At 63.2% G+C, this 17,450-nt stretch carries 22 protein-coding genes and 1 tRNA gene; 5 read left to right on the top strand and 18 right to left on the bottom strand.

Annotation, left to right across the window (positions count from 1 at the left end; translation table 11 throughout):
* Window positions 1–133: 133 nt before the first annotated feature.
* From AX725_RS06025 to AX725_RS05980, 11 genes are all read right to left on the bottom strand, one after another.
* Window positions 134–643 carry a DUF2840 domain-containing protein gene (locus AX725_RS06025; RefSeq protein ID WP_066114786.1) on the bottom strand — a complete coding sequence of 170 codons (510 nt, stop codon included), beginning with the start codon at window positions 641–643 and terminating at the stop codon, window positions 134–136.
* Between the two features lie 247 nt (window positions 644–890).
* Window positions 891–1,757: a replication initiator protein A gene (locus tag AX725_RS06020; protein ID WP_066114784.1), complete on the bottom strand. Its 867-nt coding sequence runs from the start codon at window positions 1,755–1,757 to the stop codon at window positions 891–893.
* Window positions 1,757–2,008 carry a helix-turn-helix transcriptional regulator gene (locus AX725_RS20430; RefSeq protein ID WP_081097054.1) on the bottom strand — a complete coding sequence of 84 codons (252 nt, stop codon included), beginning with the start codon at window positions 2,006–2,008 and terminating at the stop codon, window positions 1,757–1,759. The genes AX725_RS06020 and AX725_RS20430 overlap by 1 nt, the downstream gene beginning before the upstream one ends.
* A gap of 118 nt (window positions 2,009–2,126) precedes the next feature.
* Entirely contained in the window at window positions 2,127–2,603 is a 477-nt protein-coding gene (locus AX725_RS06015) for a DUF2285 domain-containing protein (RefSeq protein WP_066114781.1), read from the bottom strand.
* A 97-nt stretch (window positions 2,604–2,700) separates the two neighbouring features.
* Window positions 2,701–2,898, bottom strand: coding sequence for a transcriptional regulator domain-containing protein (locus AX725_RS06010; RefSeq protein WP_066114780.1), 198 nt, complete (start codon window positions 2,896–2,898; stop codon window positions 2,701–2,703).
* 135 nt (window positions 2,899–3,033) lie between these two features.
* Window positions 3,034–3,297: a DNA -binding domain-containing protein gene (locus AX725_RS06005; RefSeq protein WP_066114778.1), complete on the bottom strand. Its 264-nt coding sequence runs from the start codon at window positions 3,295–3,297 to the stop codon at window positions 3,034–3,036.
* A gap of 226 nt (window positions 3,298–3,523) precedes the next feature.
* The gene (locus AX725_RS06000; RefSeq protein WP_231733281.1) at window positions 3,524–3,670 is read right to left on the bottom strand and encodes a helix-turn-helix domain-containing protein; all 147 of its coding nucleotides are present in this window, start codon (window positions 3,668–3,670) and stop codon (window positions 3,524–3,526) included.
* 165 nt (window positions 3,671–3,835) lie between these two features.
* Window positions 3,836–4,153 carry a DUF736 domain-containing protein gene (locus tag AX725_RS05995; RefSeq protein ID WP_066114776.1) on the bottom strand — a complete coding sequence of 106 codons (318 nt, stop codon included), beginning with the start codon at window positions 4,151–4,153 and terminating at the stop codon, window positions 3,836–3,838.
* 403 nt (window positions 4,154–4,556) lie between these two features.
* Window positions 4,557–5,012, bottom strand: coding sequence for a hypothetical protein (locus tag AX725_RS05990; protein WP_066117303.1), 456 nt, complete (start codon window positions 5,010–5,012; stop codon window positions 4,557–4,559).
* A 105-nt stretch (window positions 5,013–5,117) separates the two neighbouring features.
* Entirely contained in the window at window positions 5,118–5,282 is a 165-nt protein-coding gene (locus AX725_RS21225) for a hypothetical protein (protein ID WP_165362082.1), read from the bottom strand.
* 424 nt (window positions 5,283–5,706) lie between these two features.
* Window positions 5,707–5,781 (bottom strand) — tRNA-Gly (locus AX725_RS05980).
* A gap of 245 nt (window positions 5,782–6,026) precedes the next feature.
* Between AX725_RS05980 and AX725_RS05975 the strand changes: the two genes are divergently transcribed.
* Together AX725_RS05975 and AX725_RS05970 are read left to right on the top strand one after the other, a co-directional pair.
* The gene (locus tag AX725_RS05975) at window positions 6,027–6,932 is read left to right on the top strand and encodes a tetratricopeptide repeat protein (protein WP_060978096.1); all 906 of its coding nucleotides are present in this window, start codon (window positions 6,027–6,029) and stop codon (window positions 6,930–6,932) included.
* A 14-nt stretch (window positions 6,933–6,946) separates the two neighbouring features.
* Entirely contained in the window at window positions 6,947–7,564 is a 618-nt protein-coding gene (locus AX725_RS05970; protein WP_060978097.1) for an LON peptidase substrate-binding domain-containing protein, read from the top strand.
* Window positions 7,565–7,765: 201 nt separating this feature from the next.
* Here the strand turns inward: AX725_RS05970 and rpoN are convergent, their stop codons facing one another.
* The 6 genes from rpoN to AX725_RS05940 form a co-directional block, all read right to left on the bottom strand.
* Entirely contained in the window at window positions 7,766–9,313 is a 1,548-nt protein-coding gene (gene rpoN / locus AX725_RS05965) for an RNA polymerase factor sigma-54 (RefSeq protein ID WP_060977980.1), read from the bottom strand.
* Window positions 9,314–9,343: 30 nt separating this feature from the next.
* Complete coding sequence (lptB, locus tag AX725_RS05960; protein ID WP_060977979.1) at window positions 9,344–10,126, bottom strand: LPS export ABC transporter ATP-binding protein; 783 nt, start codon at window positions 10,124–10,126, stop codon at window positions 9,344–9,346.
* Between the two features lie 259 nt (window positions 10,127–10,385).
* Complete coding sequence (locus AX725_RS05955; RefSeq protein WP_060977978.1) at window positions 10,386–10,955, bottom strand: LptA/OstA family protein; 570 nt, start codon at window positions 10,953–10,955, stop codon at window positions 10,386–10,388.
* 26 nt (window positions 10,956–10,981) lie between these two features.
* On the bottom strand, window positions 10,982–11,620 hold the full coding sequence (lptC, locus tag AX725_RS05950; RefSeq protein WP_060977977.1) for an LPS export ABC transporter periplasmic protein LptC: 639 nt from the start codon (window positions 11,618–11,620) through the stop codon (window positions 10,982–10,984).
* Window positions 11,621–11,688: 68 nt separating this feature from the next.
* On the bottom strand, window positions 11,689–12,306 hold the full coding sequence (locus AX725_RS05945) for a ribonuclease D (RefSeq protein ID WP_060977976.1): 618 nt from the start codon (window positions 12,304–12,306) through the stop codon (window positions 11,689–11,691).
* A complete protein-coding gene (locus AX725_RS05940; protein WP_060977975.1) occupies window positions 12,303–13,118 on the bottom strand; it encodes a TerC family protein in 816 nt (271 codons plus the stop codon). The genes AX725_RS05945 and AX725_RS05940 overlap by 4 nt, the downstream gene beginning before the upstream one ends.
* A 482-nt stretch (window positions 13,119–13,600) precedes the next feature.
* On the opposite strand from AX725_RS05940, the gene AX725_RS21625 reads away from it, so the two are divergent.
* A complete protein-coding gene (locus AX725_RS21625) occupies window positions 13,601–14,371 on the top strand; it encodes a cold-shock protein (protein WP_066044305.1) in 771 nt (256 codons plus the stop codon).
* 103 nt (window positions 14,372–14,474) lie between these two features.
* On the opposite strand, the gene AX725_RS05930 is transcribed toward AX725_RS21625, so the two are convergent.
* Window positions 14,475–15,155, bottom strand: a complete 681-nt coding sequence (locus AX725_RS05930; RefSeq protein ID WP_060978608.1) for a phytanoyl-CoA dioxygenase family protein — start codon at window positions 15,153–15,155, stop codon at window positions 14,475–14,477.
* 353 nt (window positions 15,156–15,508) lie between these two features.
* Between AX725_RS05930 and AX725_RS05925 the strand changes: the two genes are divergently transcribed.
* Window positions 15,509–16,693 (top strand): acyl-CoA dehydrogenase family protein, encoded by a 1,185-nt coding sequence (locus tag AX725_RS05925; RefSeq protein ID WP_060978607.1) that lies wholly within the window; start codon window positions 15,509–15,511, stop codon window positions 16,691–16,693.
* A complete protein-coding gene (locus AX725_RS05920) occupies window positions 16,690–17,445 on the top strand; it encodes an SDR family NAD(P)-dependent oxidoreductase (RefSeq protein ID WP_060978606.1) in 756 nt (251 codons plus the stop codon). Before AX725_RS05925 ends, AX725_RS05920 begins: the two co-directional genes overlap by 4 nt.
* The last annotated feature ends 5 nt before the right edge of the window (window positions 17,446–17,450 follow it).

Raw genomic sequence — 17,450 nt, 5'->3', positions numbered from 1 at the left:
CAAGGGGGTCCCTTTTGCGCGCCGATAGGGGGTCCCGATTGAACGCCGATTGACACCAGCACAGCGACTGCGGCAAATCCGGCGCTGAACAGGCATGCCGACAGCAGCGTCGCGTGCAGATAGGGACGGCGGCTCACGCTTCGAGCGCCTTACGGCGAAGCCAGGCTGCATGGCGCTCAGCCGTATAGGCGCGAGCCGGCATTCCGGCGCTCAAGCGGTTGCAGACATGGCGCCAGTGATCGGGTGATGCGTCGCACGGATCGACCCCAGCCGCTTCGACGGCATCGATGGCCTGGAGCACTTGTGCGACCTTGGGCCAGCCTTCGATATGCAACAGGATTTCACCGCCCGGGCGCACGAATGGCAGCGTCGTGTAAGGCTCGCCGGGTTTGACGGCGGTGATGATGTCGATGCTGGAGTAAACCGTTCCGAAGTCGCTCGACAACCAGCGCACAAACGCGAAGGTTGTCCCAGGACGGAAGCCGACGATGCGTGTGCGACGGTTGATGATCCGATCCGTCGCCATGCGGCCGAAGCGGATCCATTGCTCGTAGCGCTTCTCGATCCAGGTCAGTTCCACCTCGGTCAACGCGCTGCGTGGTTGCGGTCTGGATGCAGACCGTTGCAATGCCGGACTGCTCATGATTGCCGTCCCGACCCCGAGCGCAAAGCGGCGGTCCCAAGGCCTGGAAGCGTCGGCGCTGCGCCAGCGTTTTCCACAGGTGGCCGGGCCGTTAGCAAGAATCCGAAGGATTCTGTTCTATTAGCAAAGTTAGAGAGCAGTCGATTTGTCGCGGATTTCTGCGGGTTTCTGGCACTATCGGGTTTCCGATAGGCCGAGGATCGGGTTTCTGATGGGCCGAGTCTGGCGGTTTTCGATAGGCCGAGCGTCATGGCAACTTCTCCACAGGCAAGCCAACGCGCCGGGCCGCAGCGACGAACGAGTCGACGGGAATGGGTTTGAAAATCAGCCGCTCGCGGCCGAAGCTGTGCTCGAGGCTCAAATGGTAGCCCGGAAGCGACTGCTGCCGGACGATCTTGCGCAGCTCGAACGCGAATTGCTTGAGCGGCGAGAGCACGCCTGATTTGAGATGCAGGTGTGGAACGTCGAAGCTCCAGCCACCGCGCTGATGGCCGCCATGCTTGCGCACAATCCGGTAAAGCCAGCGCTCGACGCCGCCAGTCAGGCTGAAATAGGCCCGGTCGATGGTCAGGATCAGCCCTCTGTCCAGCACGCCTTCATAGAACCAGTCAGGCAGGATCATCTCGATGCCGGTCGCCCGGCCACGATCGTCCAGTGTTTCCCGCCATTCGTTGATCCAGGAGAAACGGTGACGGCGACGTTGGTGCTGTTGCCGGATTGAGGTCGCAACGGTGGTGGATTGCAGTCGGTCAAGTGCCGCGCGCAGCCGCTCATAATGGTCTTTGCCAGTCCCGCGCCCGATGAAATTCAGGATTTCGTGCGGTCGAGCTGCAACAAGGCGTGACGTGGGTCTTCCTGCATCGCGGGCCTCGACGAGTTGGCTAGCCGCCCAGATCAGGATGTCGGCGTCCCAGATGGTCGCCATGCCATGCTCCGGCACGGCCTCGACCGAAATCCACGTCGCGCCCATCGTGAAATCGATTGGTGTGCAGCGGCGCGATTTGGCGAGGCTGAAAAAGGGCCACGCCATGAGATCCTGTGCGTCCCGCGCGGCGATATCGCCGCCGATCGGCCGGAACAGCTCCAGTTGCGTGGCGGGCGCAAAGGGCCGCATCAGCGCCGCACCGGTCGAGCGGAGAGACAGATGCCTTTTCCGGGGTCCGACGTCGAATTCCGGCGTCCATTCTGTGCCCAGGCGTCGAGGTCTGCGATGGCATAGACGATCCGGCGCCCCAGCTTATGAAAGGCGGGCCCTGTCCCATAGCACCGATGCTTCTCCAGCGTGCGAGCGGAAAGCCCAAGGTGAACGGCAGCGTCTGGTGTTCGAACGTAGCGCGGAACGACGGGTACAAATTCTCCATCCATGACTGTCCTCCTGTGAAGTGCCGGACACACGGGGATTGACCGGCGAGCAGGAGGCGAGAGATCGGATTTTCAGGGGATTGGGTGAACGGACATACCGCGACGGTCTGGATTGTCCCGATCAGTTGCCGTTCAGCAGGCGGCGGTAGCCGCCGTCGCGGACTGCGAGCGCGTGGCGGTGCCAGCGTGCAATCCGCTTGCGCTCGCTTGAGCTATCCCATTCAGCTGCGGAGTAGTGGCGCGCGTCGTTGGCAATCAGGTCAACTGCGAGTTCGCGTGCGCTGACACCTTCAGGCAAGGCATCGAGCAACCTCAACCATTGCACCAAACGCCAGCGTTCGGATGGCCCAGGGTCGAGAGAAACTGGTCGCGGACGCAGCCGACCAAAGTGAATATGCTCATGGAAAGCTGACATGGCAGCCCGGCGCAGTTCCCAGAACGTGTCCGCAGGCAGCATATAGGTGAGCGGGCCAGTGTCGGATGCTCCTGTTGGGACGGTCAACCGATAGCGTCGTCCGCTAGACGTCAGCACCAGATGTGATGCTTGATCAGCAATATGGCTGGCGATGACCGTCGCACCTTTGCCAGCGGAAAGCATATTGAAGCTGCCGGTCGTGGCTGGATCCGGTTGCAGCCGGATGATTGTAGCGGATGCGAAAGGGTCCCAGATGGCGGGGCTTTGCGTGGCGGTATGTTCAGGGTCGGCCGCGAAAGACCAACCCCCAGTGCTTGGCCAGACGTTTGCGCGCTATGGGCGCTGCGTCGATGGCACGAGCATATTGGGCACGATAATCGGGATTGCGGCGCAGGAATTCCTGCGCGAAGTCCGCACGGTCGTGTGCTTCAAAGGCTTTGGCGTAACTCTCCGAACGCCAGTCGGGCTTCTCTTCCATCACAGCTCTCCTGTGAGGTTTTTTGGAGTCGGACGATCATGTTACCGGCAAGCTCCGAGAAGTGCCGGAGTCAGTGGCACGCTATCAGCGCGAAATGCACAATCGATTGCGCCACAATCGTGGAAAGTCGGGAGTTTAGTTTGTGCGAGGATCCAGCAAATGACGGTATCCGCTCTGTGTCATCCATTTGGCACGAGCGAGGTGGCCGTCGTAAACCAGCTTGGCCCGCTCGGGCTCCTTTTTGGGATCGATGGCGAAGATGATCGCTACCGCCTCTTCCCAGTGCGCACCCTCTTTTTCGGCGTCCAGCAGACGCAAATAGGTCACGAGGTGGCGCTCGTCATAAGCGCTTAGCCGGTCCATCTGCGGTGGTTGATCTTCGAAGTCAGGAGCCGACATGGGTCCCTCCTAAGTGTGGAGCCATAATAGTCGCGTTAACGCCGCAACACGAGTGGTGAAGCAGGCCACATTTCCCCCTAAATCCGTAGGGCATTATGCGCTTTCCCGCATAAGCTGAGACGGATTGTGGTTGCGCAACCACTTGCGAAGAACAAGCTTCTGCTTTCTGTCGTTGAAAAATTGTAAAGTTGGAACGTCGAATCTGCGAACGGGCGCTATTGTGCGGTCACTGTTCGCCAGTCTTGTCGAAGAATCGGGCCGGATCGACGACAAGTTCCTCTGCCAGTCGTTCAACCGTGTCGAGCGTGGGCGAATTTGCTGCGCGTTCAAGCAGGCCGACATAGTTGCGGTTGAGCCCAGCACGATGCGCCAATTCCTCCTGCGAAAGCCCACTGGCGTGACGCATTCGCCTTAAATTCGTCGCAAAAATCTCCCGAAGCTTCATGCTCCGTGGGTCGGCGGAACCCTAATATACTGCCACCCAATATACTAGGGATTCGTCATCGCCCGGTGTTGCCCGGGCGATGACTTGGCCGGGTCAGCTTTCGCTGCGTCGTGCGGGGCGGTTCCAGACCAGATCGTAGCTGCCGTCTTCAGCTTCGAAGAGCTGGGCGAAGATGGGGGCTACGAAGCTCGGATCATCGAGCTTGATCGAGAGGTAGTGCCGGTCATCCTGGGTGCGCTTTTCCCATGCCGCGCCGATTTCGATGTCGCCGACAAATACGCGGTGGCTGGGAGCATTCGAGCTGGCGCCTTCTTCTGCTGCGATACGGACCGACTTGGCCTGCAGTGCGAGAGTGGCGATCTGGCCACGGAATTCTCCCGAGACCTTCTTGAAATTGCCGATCTTTGCCATGGGTATTTCCTTTCCGTTGGTCGGACCGCTCCAGTGCGGCCTCGATGCGCGGATGAAGGTCAGCCAGTGGCAGGCGCCGCAGCGTCAGCCCGCAGCGTCAGCGAAGGACGGGGTGATCGGTCTTTCTTGTCTCGCGAGGAACGGCGGAACGCCGGGGGAAGAAAGTCCGAAACACACCGTTGCGGCAAGCCTGCCAAGCGTAGCATCTTGCTGACATAGGCGCGGATCGAAGGAGGCCGTCCTAGAGCTGTCCGTCTGGAAATGAAGCCCGGTACGCAGTTCGCGAGGTCAATCGTCGGGAGGGCCGGTCCAGAGGAAGCTCGAACCTGGTCAGTCGATGACGCTGCAGGAGGCAATCGCCCTGACCACGCCGTCCTGCTATTCGTTTCCGACGAATGCAGCGCTATCGGGGATAGCTTCCATCTGATCGGTCGGTAGCTGAGGCCATGTCGAACAGATCGCTGCCACTCATTACGTTTCGCCAGGCGGAGATGGATGTGGCGACAGCCGCGATCGTTCCGAGAATCGCCAATGCGGGATCGCTGCTCGTCGCTAGTGAAGCCAGGCCGTGGGCAGCTTGATAGCCGGCGAAGGCGGCCGGCACCGCAAAGAGCAGCGCAATTCCAAGCCGAACCGAGGGTGATCGGATATAGGCGATCAGAAATCGGCCGATAAGCAGGGTAGCGATTCCAGCGAAAAAGCCAGTCAGAATTGCCGCAGGATAACCGTGCGCGCCGCGAAGCAGGGCAAAGCTCGTACCGATGGCGACGTAGACTGGCAGCGCCAGGCTGGCGAGCCGGAACAGGAGCGAGAGCATGTAAAGGCCGGCGATGCTCCCGAGGATGAGAAGAATGGTCATAGGCGCCCCTTGTCTGGACGCGCTCGCCACCACCACCTCAGCGCAATCTGCGCGGCAAGATTAGCACAATGAATCTCGGTTCGAAACGTCCGAGTGTCCCTGAAGTCAGCGGGCGAATGGGTCATATTCGCGCACGACCTGATCGGGGTCGCCGTCAAATTCGTCGGCAGGGATGACAAAATAGCCCTGACCGGTCTTGATCAGGACGATAACCGTCATCAGCGTCCGGGAAAGGTTCAAGCCAAGTGATTGTGCGGTTGCAAGTGGCATGATGCGGCTCCTGTCGAGGAGCGGGACCACCCCGCTCGACAGTCGCCCCAAGGGCCGGGGGCTGGCCGCAATCACCGCGGCTCGGCTGCGGCCGCACGCGCTAGCGTAGCGGACCCTTCACGGGTTGATTGAAGGAGGACAGGCTTCGAGCCCAGGGATCAGCGGCTAATGCGAGTGGTTGGTCATGCCCGGGTGCAGGCAATTCGCGTAACCGGCGCCCCAACAAGATTGGCCTGTCCCGACCACCGGTCGTGTGATTATCGATGTTATTGATTGGGCTGGCTGGGACGTGAGCACGCCTGAATTGTCCCAAGCTGGAATTGCACTGGTGACAATGTGGTGACAATCCCGGGGGAATTGACTGTTGTCACCAAGCCCTCGCGAGCTTCGCGAGGTTCAAACAATTGGTTTTCTGGGAGAAAACTGGAGCGGGCGAAGGGATTCGAACCCTCGACCCCAACCTTGGCAAGGTTGTGCTCTACCCCTGAGCTACGCCCGCTCGGCGGCTGGTCCGGTGTGTCGGTCCAGCGGGTGAGGCGCGCAATTAGCAGCGGCTTTCTGGTCCGGCAAGCCCCTATTTGCGATTCGTGACGATTCCTTTTGCAGCCCTTGGCATATGCGGCTTGCGCACCATCTTGGGGTTTCGGATAAGGGCGCGCGAGACAGGGGAGGATGCACCTCCCGATGGCCCTATCGCGATGCAAGCGGGCGCGCCGGACAGCAGGAGCATGGAACTTGGCAAGCATGGGTTTGACCACCGAAGAGCACAAGGCGGTCGAGGCATTCCGCAAGAATGTCGTCGAGCCTTCGATGACCAAGCTCGTCATCCTCGATTTCTGGGCGGAATGGTGCGGGCCGTGCAAGGCGCTGACCCCGGTGCTGGAAAAGGTCGCCGCGCAATATGCCGATCGCGGCGTTGTACTGGTCAAGGTCAATGTCGATGAAGAGCGCTTCATCGCCTCGCAATTCCAGATCCAGTCGATCCCCACCGTCTATGCGATGTTCCAGGGCCAGCCGGTCGCCAATCTGACCAACGCGCGCACCGAATCGCAGCTTGCGGGCATACTCGACCAGCTGCTCGACAAGCTGCCGATCCAGGCGGGCGATGGCGAGCCGCAGGGACCCGATATCGCGCCGCTGCTCGACATGGGGGAAGAGGTGCTGGCCAGCGGCGATGGCGAGCGTGCTGCGGGCATCTTTGCGCAGATACTGGACATGGCGCCCGATAGCGTCGCGGCGCTCGCGGGCCTCGTGCGCGCGCTCACCCTGGCCGGCAAGACTGAAGAGGCGCAGGCGCTGCTCGACGACCTGCCGCCCGAAATCGCCTCCGACCCGCTGCTGGAGCGCGCGAAATCGGCGCTGGCGCTGGTCGCCGACAAGGCCGACGACAGCGAGATTGCAGGGCTGCGCGCGGCGGTCGAGGCGAATGCCGACGATCATGCCGCGCGCTATGACCTGGCGGTCGCCTTGTTCGCCGCCGGGTCGCGCGACGAGGCGGCCGATCATCTGCTCGCCATCGTGCGCGCCGACAAGGACTGGAACGAGGGCGCGGCGCGCGCGCGGCTGTTGCAGATCTTCGAAGCGGTCGGGCTCGAAGATCCCTGGGTCTCGGCGACGCGGCGCAAGCTTTCCGCCGCATTGTTCGGCTGAGGGCGATATCCGCAATGGTCGCACAGCGCATCTCTCTCTTTCCCTTGACCGGCGTCATCCTGTTCCCCGGGCTGCAGGTGCCGCTGCATATTTTCGAGCCGCGCTATCGCGCGCTGGTCAGCGACGCGATGGCGCGCGACCGGCAGATCGGGATGATCCAGCCGCGCGCGGCGGGCGAACCGCCGCCGCTGTTCGACATGGGCTGTGTCGGGCGGATCATCGATGTCGAGGCGCTCGAGGATGGCCGCTACAATCTTGTGCTGGAAGGCTTTGCCCGGTTCCGCGTGCTGCGCGAGCTCGAGGTGACCACGCCGTTCCGCCAGATCGAGGCCGAGCTGATCGAGGAGAACGAGAACGATCAGGCGCTCTCCAGCATCGAGCGCGCGAGCCTGGAGCGCGAATCGCAGCGCTTCGCCAACGCGCAGGGCTATAGCGTCGACTGGGATTCGGTGGCGCGGCTCGACGATCGTTCGCTGGTCAACGGCATCGCGCAGATCGCGCCGTTCGATGCAGCGGCCAAACAGGCGCTGCTCGAGGCCGAGGGTCTCAAGGTCCGCGCCGACCTGCTGGTGCAGCTGATGCAGTTCTTCGGGCGGCGCGACAGCGATGATCCCAGGGTGACGCTGCAATAATCGTTCTAGCCCTCCCCCTTGATGGGGGAGGGTTGGGTGGGGGTGAGTGGGCCGGATTGCGCAGTCGGTTCCGGGACGAAACGCAGCGGCCAGCCGCACCATCACCCTCACCGCTGCGACAAGGCTCCTTCGTCGCCAAGTCTCGCTGCCTCTCCCATCGAGGGAGAGGCGATTCCTGTGACCAACCCTAGATAACGGGGCTCACCGCGCGCCCTGCAGCTTCTTCTGGCGGCGGCGCTGGACCGAGGAGCCCAGACCCAAGGCCTCGCGATATTTGGCCACCGTGCGCCGCGCGATGTCGAAGCCGCGTTCCTTGAGCATGTCGACCAGCTGGTCATCGGACAGGATGTTCTTGGCATCCTCCTCGTCGATCAACGCCTTGATATGGCTCTTCACCGCAGAGGCCGAGACCGCGTCGCCGCCATCGGTCGACTGGATCGCACTGGTGAAGAAATATTTGAGCTCGAACAGCCCTCGCGCGCAGCTGAGATATTTGTGGCTGGTGACGCGGCTGACGGTCGATTCGTGCATCTCGATCGCATCGGCAACGCTGCGCAGCGTCAGCGGGCGCAGATGCGTGACGCCGTTGCGGAAGAAACCCTCCTGCTGCTTCACGATCTCGCTCGCCACCTTGATGATCGTGCGCTGGCGCTGGTCGAGCGCCTTTACCAGCCAGTTGGCCTCGGCCAGGCATTCGCCGAGCCAGGCCTTGGACTTGGCATCGTGCCGCCCGCCGGTGAGCGACACCGCATAAGAACGGTTGACCAGCAGGCGCGGCAAGGTGGCGCTGTTGATCTCGATCACCCATTTGCCCTCGCGCTCGACCACGAACAGGTCGGGCACCACCGCCTCGATGCTCGATCCGCCGAAGCGGCTGCCGGGCTTGGGATCATATTGGCGCAGCTCGGCGATCATGTCGGCCAGATCCTCGTCATCGACCCGGCAGATGCGCTTGAGTTGCGGCAGCGCGCCCCGCGCGAGCAGTTCCAGATTGTCGATCAGCCGCGCCATGCACGGGTCGTAGCGGTCTGCATCCTTCGCCTGGAGCGCCAGACATTCGGCAAGGTCGCGCGCGCCGACCCCGGTCGGCTCGAGCGTTTGCACCGCCGCCAGCGCGGCCTCGACCTCGACCAGCGGCACGCCGAGCTGGTGCGAGACCTGGAGCAGGTCGCCGCGCAGATAGCCGTTCTCGTCGATCAGCTCGATCAGGTGCCGGCCGATGAACAGCTGCACGCCCGATAGCACGATGCCCGCCTGGGCGTGCAGATGTTCGCGCAAGGACAGGTCATATTCGAGCGAATCCTCCCAGCCGTCGCTGTCCGCACCGCCGCCGGTGGCGATGTCGTTCATTGACAGTGCACCGTCGAGCCCGCCCGATGCTTCGCCAGCCATGCGTTCGGGGCAGTCGCTGACGCTGTCGTGGTGGAAGACCTCGCCGTTCAAGTCCATGTCGAGCGGGCGGTCGATCTCGCCCATGCCGGCCCCGATCAGCTCGTCGCTGCCGATGGGCTCGCCATCCGAGGGCGGCGCGGCGGGTGCATCGAACACCGCATCGACCCCGCCCAGCTGGATATCGCCGCCGCCATCGTCGCCGCCCAGCTCGAGCAGCGGATTGCGCTCCAGCTCCTCGCCGATGAACGCCTCGATCTCGATATTCGACAGCGCGAGCAGCCGGATCGCCTGCTGCAACTGCGGCGTCATCACCAGCGACTGGCTCTGCCTCAGGTCAAGGCGTGGCCCCAGTGCCATCGGATCAGCCTCTTGCCCCCCGGCGTGCCATTACAAGGCGAAGCCTTCGCCCAGATACAGGCGGCGCACATTCTCGTCCGCCACCAGCGCCTCGGGCGTGCCGGCGAACAGCACCTTGCCGTCATAGATGATGCAGGCGCGGTCGACGATGTCGAGCGTCTCGCGGACATTGTGGTCGGTGATCAGCACGCCGATGCCGCGCGACTTGAGCTGCTTGATCAGGTCGCGGATGTCGGCGATCGACAGCGGATCGATGCCGGCGAACGGTTCGTCGAGCAGGATGATCGAGGGGCTGGCCGCGAGCGCACGCGCGATCTCGCAGCGGCGGCGCTCGCCACCCGACAGCGCCATCGCGGGCGAGGACCGCAGCCGGGTCAGACCGAATTCGTCGAGCAGCGTCTCGAGCCGCTCGGCGCGGGCTTCCACCACCGGCTCGACCAGTTCGAGCACCGCGCTGATATTCTGTTCGACCGTCATGCCGCGAAAGATCGAGGTTTCCTGCGGCAGATAGCCCAGGCCCAGGATCGCGCGGCGGTACATGGGCAGCTGGGTGATATCGACGCCATCGAGCATGATGCGGCCCGAATTGGGCTTTACCAGCCCCATGATCGAATAGAAGCAGGTGGTCTTGCCCGCGCCATTGGGTCCGAGCAGGCCGAGCACCTCGCCCTTGGCAACCTGCAGCGACACGTCCGAGAGCACGACCTTCTTGTCATAGCTCTTGGCGATCGAGACGACGTTCAGGCCATCGCGCGACGTCGCCGGATCGGCCGCGGTACCGCTGAGCAGGCCCTGGGGGGCGACATCGTTCATTCTGACTTCCTGCAAATCTTGCCCGCAACGCTCGGCGCCGCTGGTGTCTTGCCTATCCCATAGCACGGAACAAGGCGATGAAAACCGGCGATAATCGGATGTTGGCAGGATTTATGCATGGCAGGGATGGAACACCGCTTCCTTGTCCGTCACCCTGAACTTGTTTCAGGGTCCATTTCTCCCCACGCGGCTGTGGCTGGTGGGGTGCGATGGATCCTGAAACAAGTTCAGGATGACGGAAACGTGGATCGGCTGGAGCTCAATCCCGCTTGGGCACCGAGAACGTGCCCGACACGCGTCCGCCCGCGCTGCCGGTCTGGCCGGGCGCGCCGCCGGCCGAGCGGCCATCGACGGTCGAACGGCCCGTGGTCAGGTCGATCACCATGCGTCCGCCGTTCAGCGTATTGCCGCCCTGGCGCAGCGCGACATTGCCGATCAGCGTGATGATGCGGCGGTTGAAATCATAGATGCCGACATTGCCGCTGGCGCGCTCGTCGCCCTTGGTGACCACCACGCCGCCATTGGCGTCGATCCGCTCGATCTCGATGCTGCCCGCGTTGCGATAGGCCACGGTCATCCGCGCCGCCTGTAGCCGAAGCCCGGCCTGGGTGATGTCGACATTGCCCGACAGCAGCACGCGGTTGGCACGGTCCTGCAACTCGATGCGATCGGCGGCATAATCGACCGGCGCGTTGCTGTTATGGTTCATCAGCGACTGCGCGGTCACGCCTGCAGGCGCAAGCATCAATCCGGCAAGCGCGATGCCGCCCGCCGACACCGCCAGCAGCGCGCGCCGTGCGTGCCCCAAAATCCTGCCCGAAAACCGCATCTTCTGTCCTGTCTTCCTGCGACCCGTCATGGCAGTCCGCCCTGGGTCATGCGCAACCGCGCGCGCCCTTCCAGCGTGACCGTACGCTCGGCAAGATTGGCCTTTAGCCGGTCGGCGCGGAAAGTGCCAGTCGGCAAGCGTCCGGTCACCTCGCCGCGGCTGACCATGCTGCGCTTGGGCAGATCGATATCGACATCGCGCGTCACCATGCGATAGCCATTGGCGCTGCTGAACTGCACCGGCCCAACGACCGAAACCTGTTCGGTATCCATATTATAGTTGCCGCGCCCCGCCTCGAGCACGCCAGGCCCGTCCTTCAGCAGGATGCGCGCGGCGAGATCGTTCATTTCGACCACAGGGTTGCGCGAGCTTTTCTGCACCGCAGAACCTGCCTCGAGCGAGAAGGGCCGGCCTTCGCTGTCCTGGCCGCGATACATGGCCTGGGTCACGCGCATGCGTTCGCGCGCGATATCGACCTGGTTCTTGTCGAGCAGGAAGCTGACCTCGGTATTGCGCAGCAGCGGCGCGAGCGCGAGGAACGCGACCAGCACGCCGATCGCCGCAGGCAGGAACATGCCGAGAAAGCGCACCATCTTGTCGTGGCTGCTGCCGGGCGCGGCGAACAGCTGGCGGCGGTTACGCATCTGGTCGGCACGCTGGGTCATGAAATGCTGTTCAGGCCTTTGGACTGCGAACGCACGCTGATCGCACGTCCTTCGAGCGGCGCGATATATTAAGCGTGCGCGAAAATATCAATTTCCGGCCAGCCGGCGAGGTCGAGCTCGGCGCGCGCGGGGAGAAAATCGAAACAGGCCTGCGCGATCTCGCGCCGACCTTCGCGCACCAGCCGCGCGTCCATCGCCACGTGCAGCGCGTGCAGGAAGCGCACGTCGCTTGCGGCATAGTCGCGCTGGGCATCGTTGATCTCGGGCGCGCCCCAGTCGCTCGACTGCTGCACCTTGCTCAGTTCCTTGCCCAGCACCTCGCGCACCAGTTCCTTCAGGCCATGCCGGTCGGTATAGGTGCGAATGAGGCGCGAGGCGATCTTGGTGCAGAATACGGGCGCGGCCATCACGCCGAGATAATGCTTGATCGCCGCAAGATCGAACCGCGCGAAATGGTAGAGCTTCAATCGCTCGGGGTCGGCCAGCACCGCGCGCAGATTGGGCGCAGCATATTCGCTGCCGGGCATGAAGCGCACCAGATGCTCGTCACCGCGCCCATCCGAGATCTGCACCAGGCACAGGCGATCGCGCGGGGTGATGAGGCCCATGGTCTCGGTATCCACGGCCACCGGGCCGGGCGCCAGCACGTCCGCTGGCAGGTCTTCCTCGTGAAAATAAACGCTCATGCTGTCTCGCCGTCATTGCTGGTCGGCGATGCAAGGCGCCGCTTTTCGCGCCCGTTACGGGCCCAGATGTTCAGGGTTTCCACCATCGCAGAAAAGGCCATGGCGGCATAGATATAACCCTTGGGCACGTGTACGCCGAAGCCATCGGCGATCAGCACCGCGCCGATCATCAGCAGGAAGCCCAAAGCCAGCATCACCACCGTGGGGTTGCGGTTGATGAAATTGGCGAGCGGGTCGGCCGCGACCAGCATCACGCCCACGGTTATGATCACGGCCGCCATCATGATCGGCACCTCGTCGGTCATCCCGACCGCGGTCAGGATCGAATCGATCGAGAACACCATGTCGAGCGCGATGATCTGCACGATCGCCGAGCCGAAGCCGATCGCCGCCCTGCCCTTCTTGTCGAGCGCCTCGCCCGAGGGCTCGTCATCGACGCTGTGATGGATTTCCTTGGTCGCCTTCCACACAAGGAACAGCCCGCCCGCGATCAGGATGAGGTCGCGCCACGAGAACTGCGTCTCGAACGTCGGCTCGCCATTCTGACCGGGCGTGCCGGTGATGCCCAGATCGAACACCGGCGTGGTCAGCGAGACGATGAAGGCGATCATCGACAGCAGCGCCAGCCGCATCACCAGCGCCAGGCCGATACCGACGCGGCGCGCGGTCTGCTGCTGGTGCACGGGCAGCTTGTTCGACAGGATCGAGATGAAGATCAGGTTGTCGATGCCAAGCACGACTTCGAGCACGACGAGCGTGACGAGCGCGGCCCAGGCTGCGGGGTCGCTCAAGAGCGGGATGATGCTGTCCATCGGCCCCAATTGCCGCAGCCATCGGGGTCTGGCAAGGCCTGCTGGATGCCCCCGGCATCGATTTTGCGGCAGGTAGAGCGGCGCGTCACTCACCGGTGGCGATCATCGCTGTGGCTCAGCCGCTTCGGACGTGCGGCAAAGCCACGATCACGGCCATTTATCGTTCGCCAAGCATCCGAATTTGGTTTAAGAGAATCACTTGGAAGTGCGTGCCTTTTTGCGGGCTTGTCCTGTTGCGCAAGGCAGGAAATGCGATCTTCCACAGGTTTTTGGTCGGGGAAGGCCGGTGACACTGTCGAAAAGTCGCCTGCTTCCATTGACTTGGGTTGGGGTGTTTTAAAGAATTGCGCGGTATTCGCGGCGGCTGGCAGGGAGTCAGACAGGTTCGCCGGGATGCTAGCCTGAATTTGAGTGATGGGGTTTACGTCCGCCCTGTTCTTGAGCGAGTGATCCAGGACGACATTGAAAGTGAATAGTTCGGCATGAGTTTTGACAGGGGTCGGCGCGGCGGCAGAGGCCGGGATAAACGCGACAGATTTGGCGAGGATGATTTCGACGCTTTTTCGCCTCCGCCTTCCTATGGTGACCGTGGCGGCTTCGGCGGCGGCGGTGGTGGCTTTGGCGGCGGGGACCGCGGCGGCTTCGGCGGCGGTGGTGGCGGCGGCTTCGGCGGCGGCCCGCGCGGCGGCGGCGGCGGTGGTGGCCGCGGCGGCTTTGGCGGCATGCCCACCCAGGTGGTCGGCGAAGCCAAGGGCAAGGTGAAGTTCTTCAACGCCCAGAAGGGCTTCGGCTTCATCCAGCGCGAAGATGGCGGCGACGATGTGTTCGTCCACATCAGCGCAGTCGAGCGTGCCGGTCTTTCCAACCTCGCCGAGGGCCAGGGCCTGGAATTCACGCTGGTCGATCGCGGCGGCAAGGTTTCGGCCAGCGACCTCAAGATCGATGGTGAACTGATCCCCGTGTCCGAAGGTTCGGGCGGCGGCGATCGTGGCGATCGCGGTCCGCGCAGCGAGGCTCCGCGCCGCGAACTGACCGGCGAGCGTGCGACCGGAACGGTCAAGTTCTTCAACGCGATGAAGGGCTTCGGCTTCATCACCCGCGACGATGGCCAGCCCGATGCGTTCGTGCACATCAGCGCGGTCGAGCGTGCCGGCATGGCAGGGCTCAACCAGGGCGACCGTCTGGAGTTCGACCTCGAGGTCGATCGCCGCGGCAAGCACTCGGCCGTCAATCTGGTCGCCCATAACGGCTGACCGGACCTCCGGGCCTGAACGGGCCGGGATGAGAGACATGAAACCCCGCCTGCGCTTCGGCGCGGCGGGGTTTTTTGTTGGATTTCAATACTGCCTTGGCTGGTTACACGCCCAGCCATTCCAACCCGAAAGGCAGGTCGTCAGTGGCATAATCCACCTGCAGTACCCTTCTGTTCATCGGTGCAGACGCTGCGTCAGAAGCATGGAGGATAGGTGTTGAATAGGCCCAGACATCACCCGCTTCGGCCAAACATGGCATTTGGCCGCATTCTGATACGACTTTAGCTATCTGACCAATCGCGATCCTGCCAAGTTTGTGAGACCCGGGCGCTATAAGGAGAGGCGCATTTGTAGCCGGAACATCATCAATGTGCGCCCGCAAGGTCACCATGCGGGCCAGCACCTCAAACGGCGGGGCGACGTGGATAATACCGTTTTTGACTGTCCACGGTCCGAAGCCATGTGCGTCGCGTCGTTGCTTTACACAGATCGTCCTGTCCTGATGCCAACCAAGCGACCAGTTCGCGTCCATTGACTTGTCGAACAAAATCGCCCTGACGGGACGAGCACAGCCCCCCAATATCTGTTCGGCAATTGATCCCAAAAACCCGTCGCAAGCCAAAGTAGGCTCCAGTGCAGGGATGCCCCATAAACGAACGCCAGCCTGACCTCCCGGAATATCCGAAATGGCTGTCAGAACTTGATCCATCTGAGCAGCCATGGCGGCTTTGAAAAGTAGCGCACCGTTTTTTGCGAAATGGGATGCAGCTTTAGCGTCCAGCATGTTGCTTCCTAAGCATGTCACCTCGTGCAGAGCAACAGCTACCAGTTTTCCGGCGAAAGCCGGAATCCAGGGCGGCTACAGCGCAACATCGCTTCTGGACTCCGGCTTTCGCCGGAGAGCGTTAGGATTCCGCTTTTCACCCCAATCCCGGTCTCCCGCGAAGGCGGGAGCCCATCTCCGGAGCGTGCCTGCAGACCAACCGGCAGGAGATGGGCCCCTGCGTTCGCAGGGGACCGGTCCGGGGACGGCGCGATGGGATATCGCCACCCCTCCCCCACTTTAATCAGTTGATTAAACCGTCAGCTCCTTTACCCCGCTTGGGCGAATCCATGAACGTTTCGGGGAGCCTTGCCATGTCCCATCTGTCCGCCGCCGAAGTCGATGCCATTGCCGAGAAGGTCGAACGGTTCATCCGCGATGTCGTCGCCCCCTTTGAACGCGATCCGCGCTGCGGCGCGCATGGGCCGTCGGAAGAGCTGGTGCTGGAGCTGCGCGCGCTTGCCCGCGAAGCAGGCGTGATGACGCCGCACATCCTGCCCGACGGCCGCCACCTCACCCAGGCGCAGACCGCAATCGTGCTGCAGAAATCGGGCCTGTCACCGCTCGGCCCCGTGGCCGTCAACACCGCCGCGCCGGACGAGGGCAACATGTATCTGCTCGGCAAGGTCGGCAGCCCGGAGCAGAAGGCGCGGTTCCTAAACCAGCTCGTCTCCGGCGAATCGCGCTCGGCCTTTTTCATGACCGAACCGGCCGAAGAAGGCGGCGCGGGCTCCGACCCGTCGATGATGAAGACCACCGCCAAGCTCGACGGCAACCATTGGGTGATCAACGGGCGCAAGGCGTTCATCACCGGGGCGGAAGGCGCAAAGGTCGGCATCGTGATGGCGAAATCGGATGACGGCGCGTGCATGTTCCTGGTCGATCTGCCCGATCCAGCGATCCGCATCGAGCGCGTGCTCGACACCATCGACAGCTCGATGCCCGGCGGCCATGCGGTGATCGCCATCGAAAACCTGCGCGTCCCCGCCGACCAGATGCTGGGCAATAGCGGCGAGGGCTTCAAATACGCGCAGGTGCGCCTCTCCCCTGCCCGGCTGTCGCACTGCATGCGCTGGTTTGGCGCGGCGACCCGCGCACACGAGATCGCGAGCGATTATGCCTGCCGCCGTCATGCGTTCGGCAAGCCCCTGGTCGATCACGAGGGCGTCGGCTTCATGCTGGCAGAGAACCTGATCGACCTGAAACAGGCCGAGCTGATGATCGCCTGGTGCGCCGGCGTGCTCGACACCGGCGAGCTCGGCACGGTCGAAAGTTCGATGGCCAAGGTTGCGGTATCGGAGGCGCTGATGCGCGTCGCCGATCGCTGCGTGCAGGTGATGGGCGGCAAGGGCGTCAGCGGCGACACGATTGTCGAGCAGGTGTTCCGTGAAATCCGCGCCTTCCGCATCTATGACGGCCCGACCGAAGTGCACAAATGGTCGCTCGCCAAGAAGATCAAGCGCGACCACAAGCACGCGACCGAAGGAGCCGCCGCATGAGCCTGAGCGCAGATCTGACCGGCCAGCGCATCCTGGTCACCGGCGCATCGAGCGAAGGCTTTGGCGCGCATTTCGCACGGCTGCTGGCAAAGAGCGGCGCGCATGTCATCGTCACCGCGCGCCGCCTTCCCGCGCTCGAGGCGCTGGTCGAGGACATCCGCAGCGCCGGCGGCAGCGCCGAGGCGATCCGCATGGATGTCGCCGATCTCGCCTCGGTGCGCGAAGGCATGGCGGCCGCCGGGGCGATCGACACCTGCATCAACAATGCAGGCGTCGCCGTCACCAAGCGTGCGCTCGACCAGACCGAGGACGATTACGATTTCGTGATGGGCATCAACCTCAAAGGTGCGTGGAATGTCGCGACCGAGGCGGCGCGCGGCATGCGCGAGCGCGGCGGCGGCAATATCATCAACACCGCCTCGATCACCGGCTTTCAGCCCGCAGCGGGCACCGGCCCCTATGCCGTGTCCAAGGCGGGCGTGCTGCACATGACGAAGCAGCTGGCGATGGAGCTGGCGCGGTTCAACATCCGCGTCAACGCGCTCGCCCCCGGCTATTTCCTCACCGATATCAACCGCGACCAGCTCTCTGGCGAGGCAGGCGAACCATTGCGCAAGCGCATCGCGATGCGGCGCTATGGCGAGCTGCCCGATCTCGACGGTCCGCTGCTGCTGCTCGCCTCCGACGCCAGCCGTTTCATGACCGGCAGCATCCTGACGGTCGATGGCGGGCATCTGGTGCATTCGCTCTGAGGCAG

The organism is Blastomonas sp. CCH9-A1 (assembly GCF_001557175.1).
Classification (GTDB): domain Bacteria; phylum Pseudomonadota; class Alphaproteobacteria; order Sphingomonadales; family Sphingomonadaceae; genus Blastomonas; species Blastomonas delafieldii_A.
Note: the sequence above shows the minus strand (reverse complement) of the source record. Positions and strands in the feature narration are given on the sequence as shown.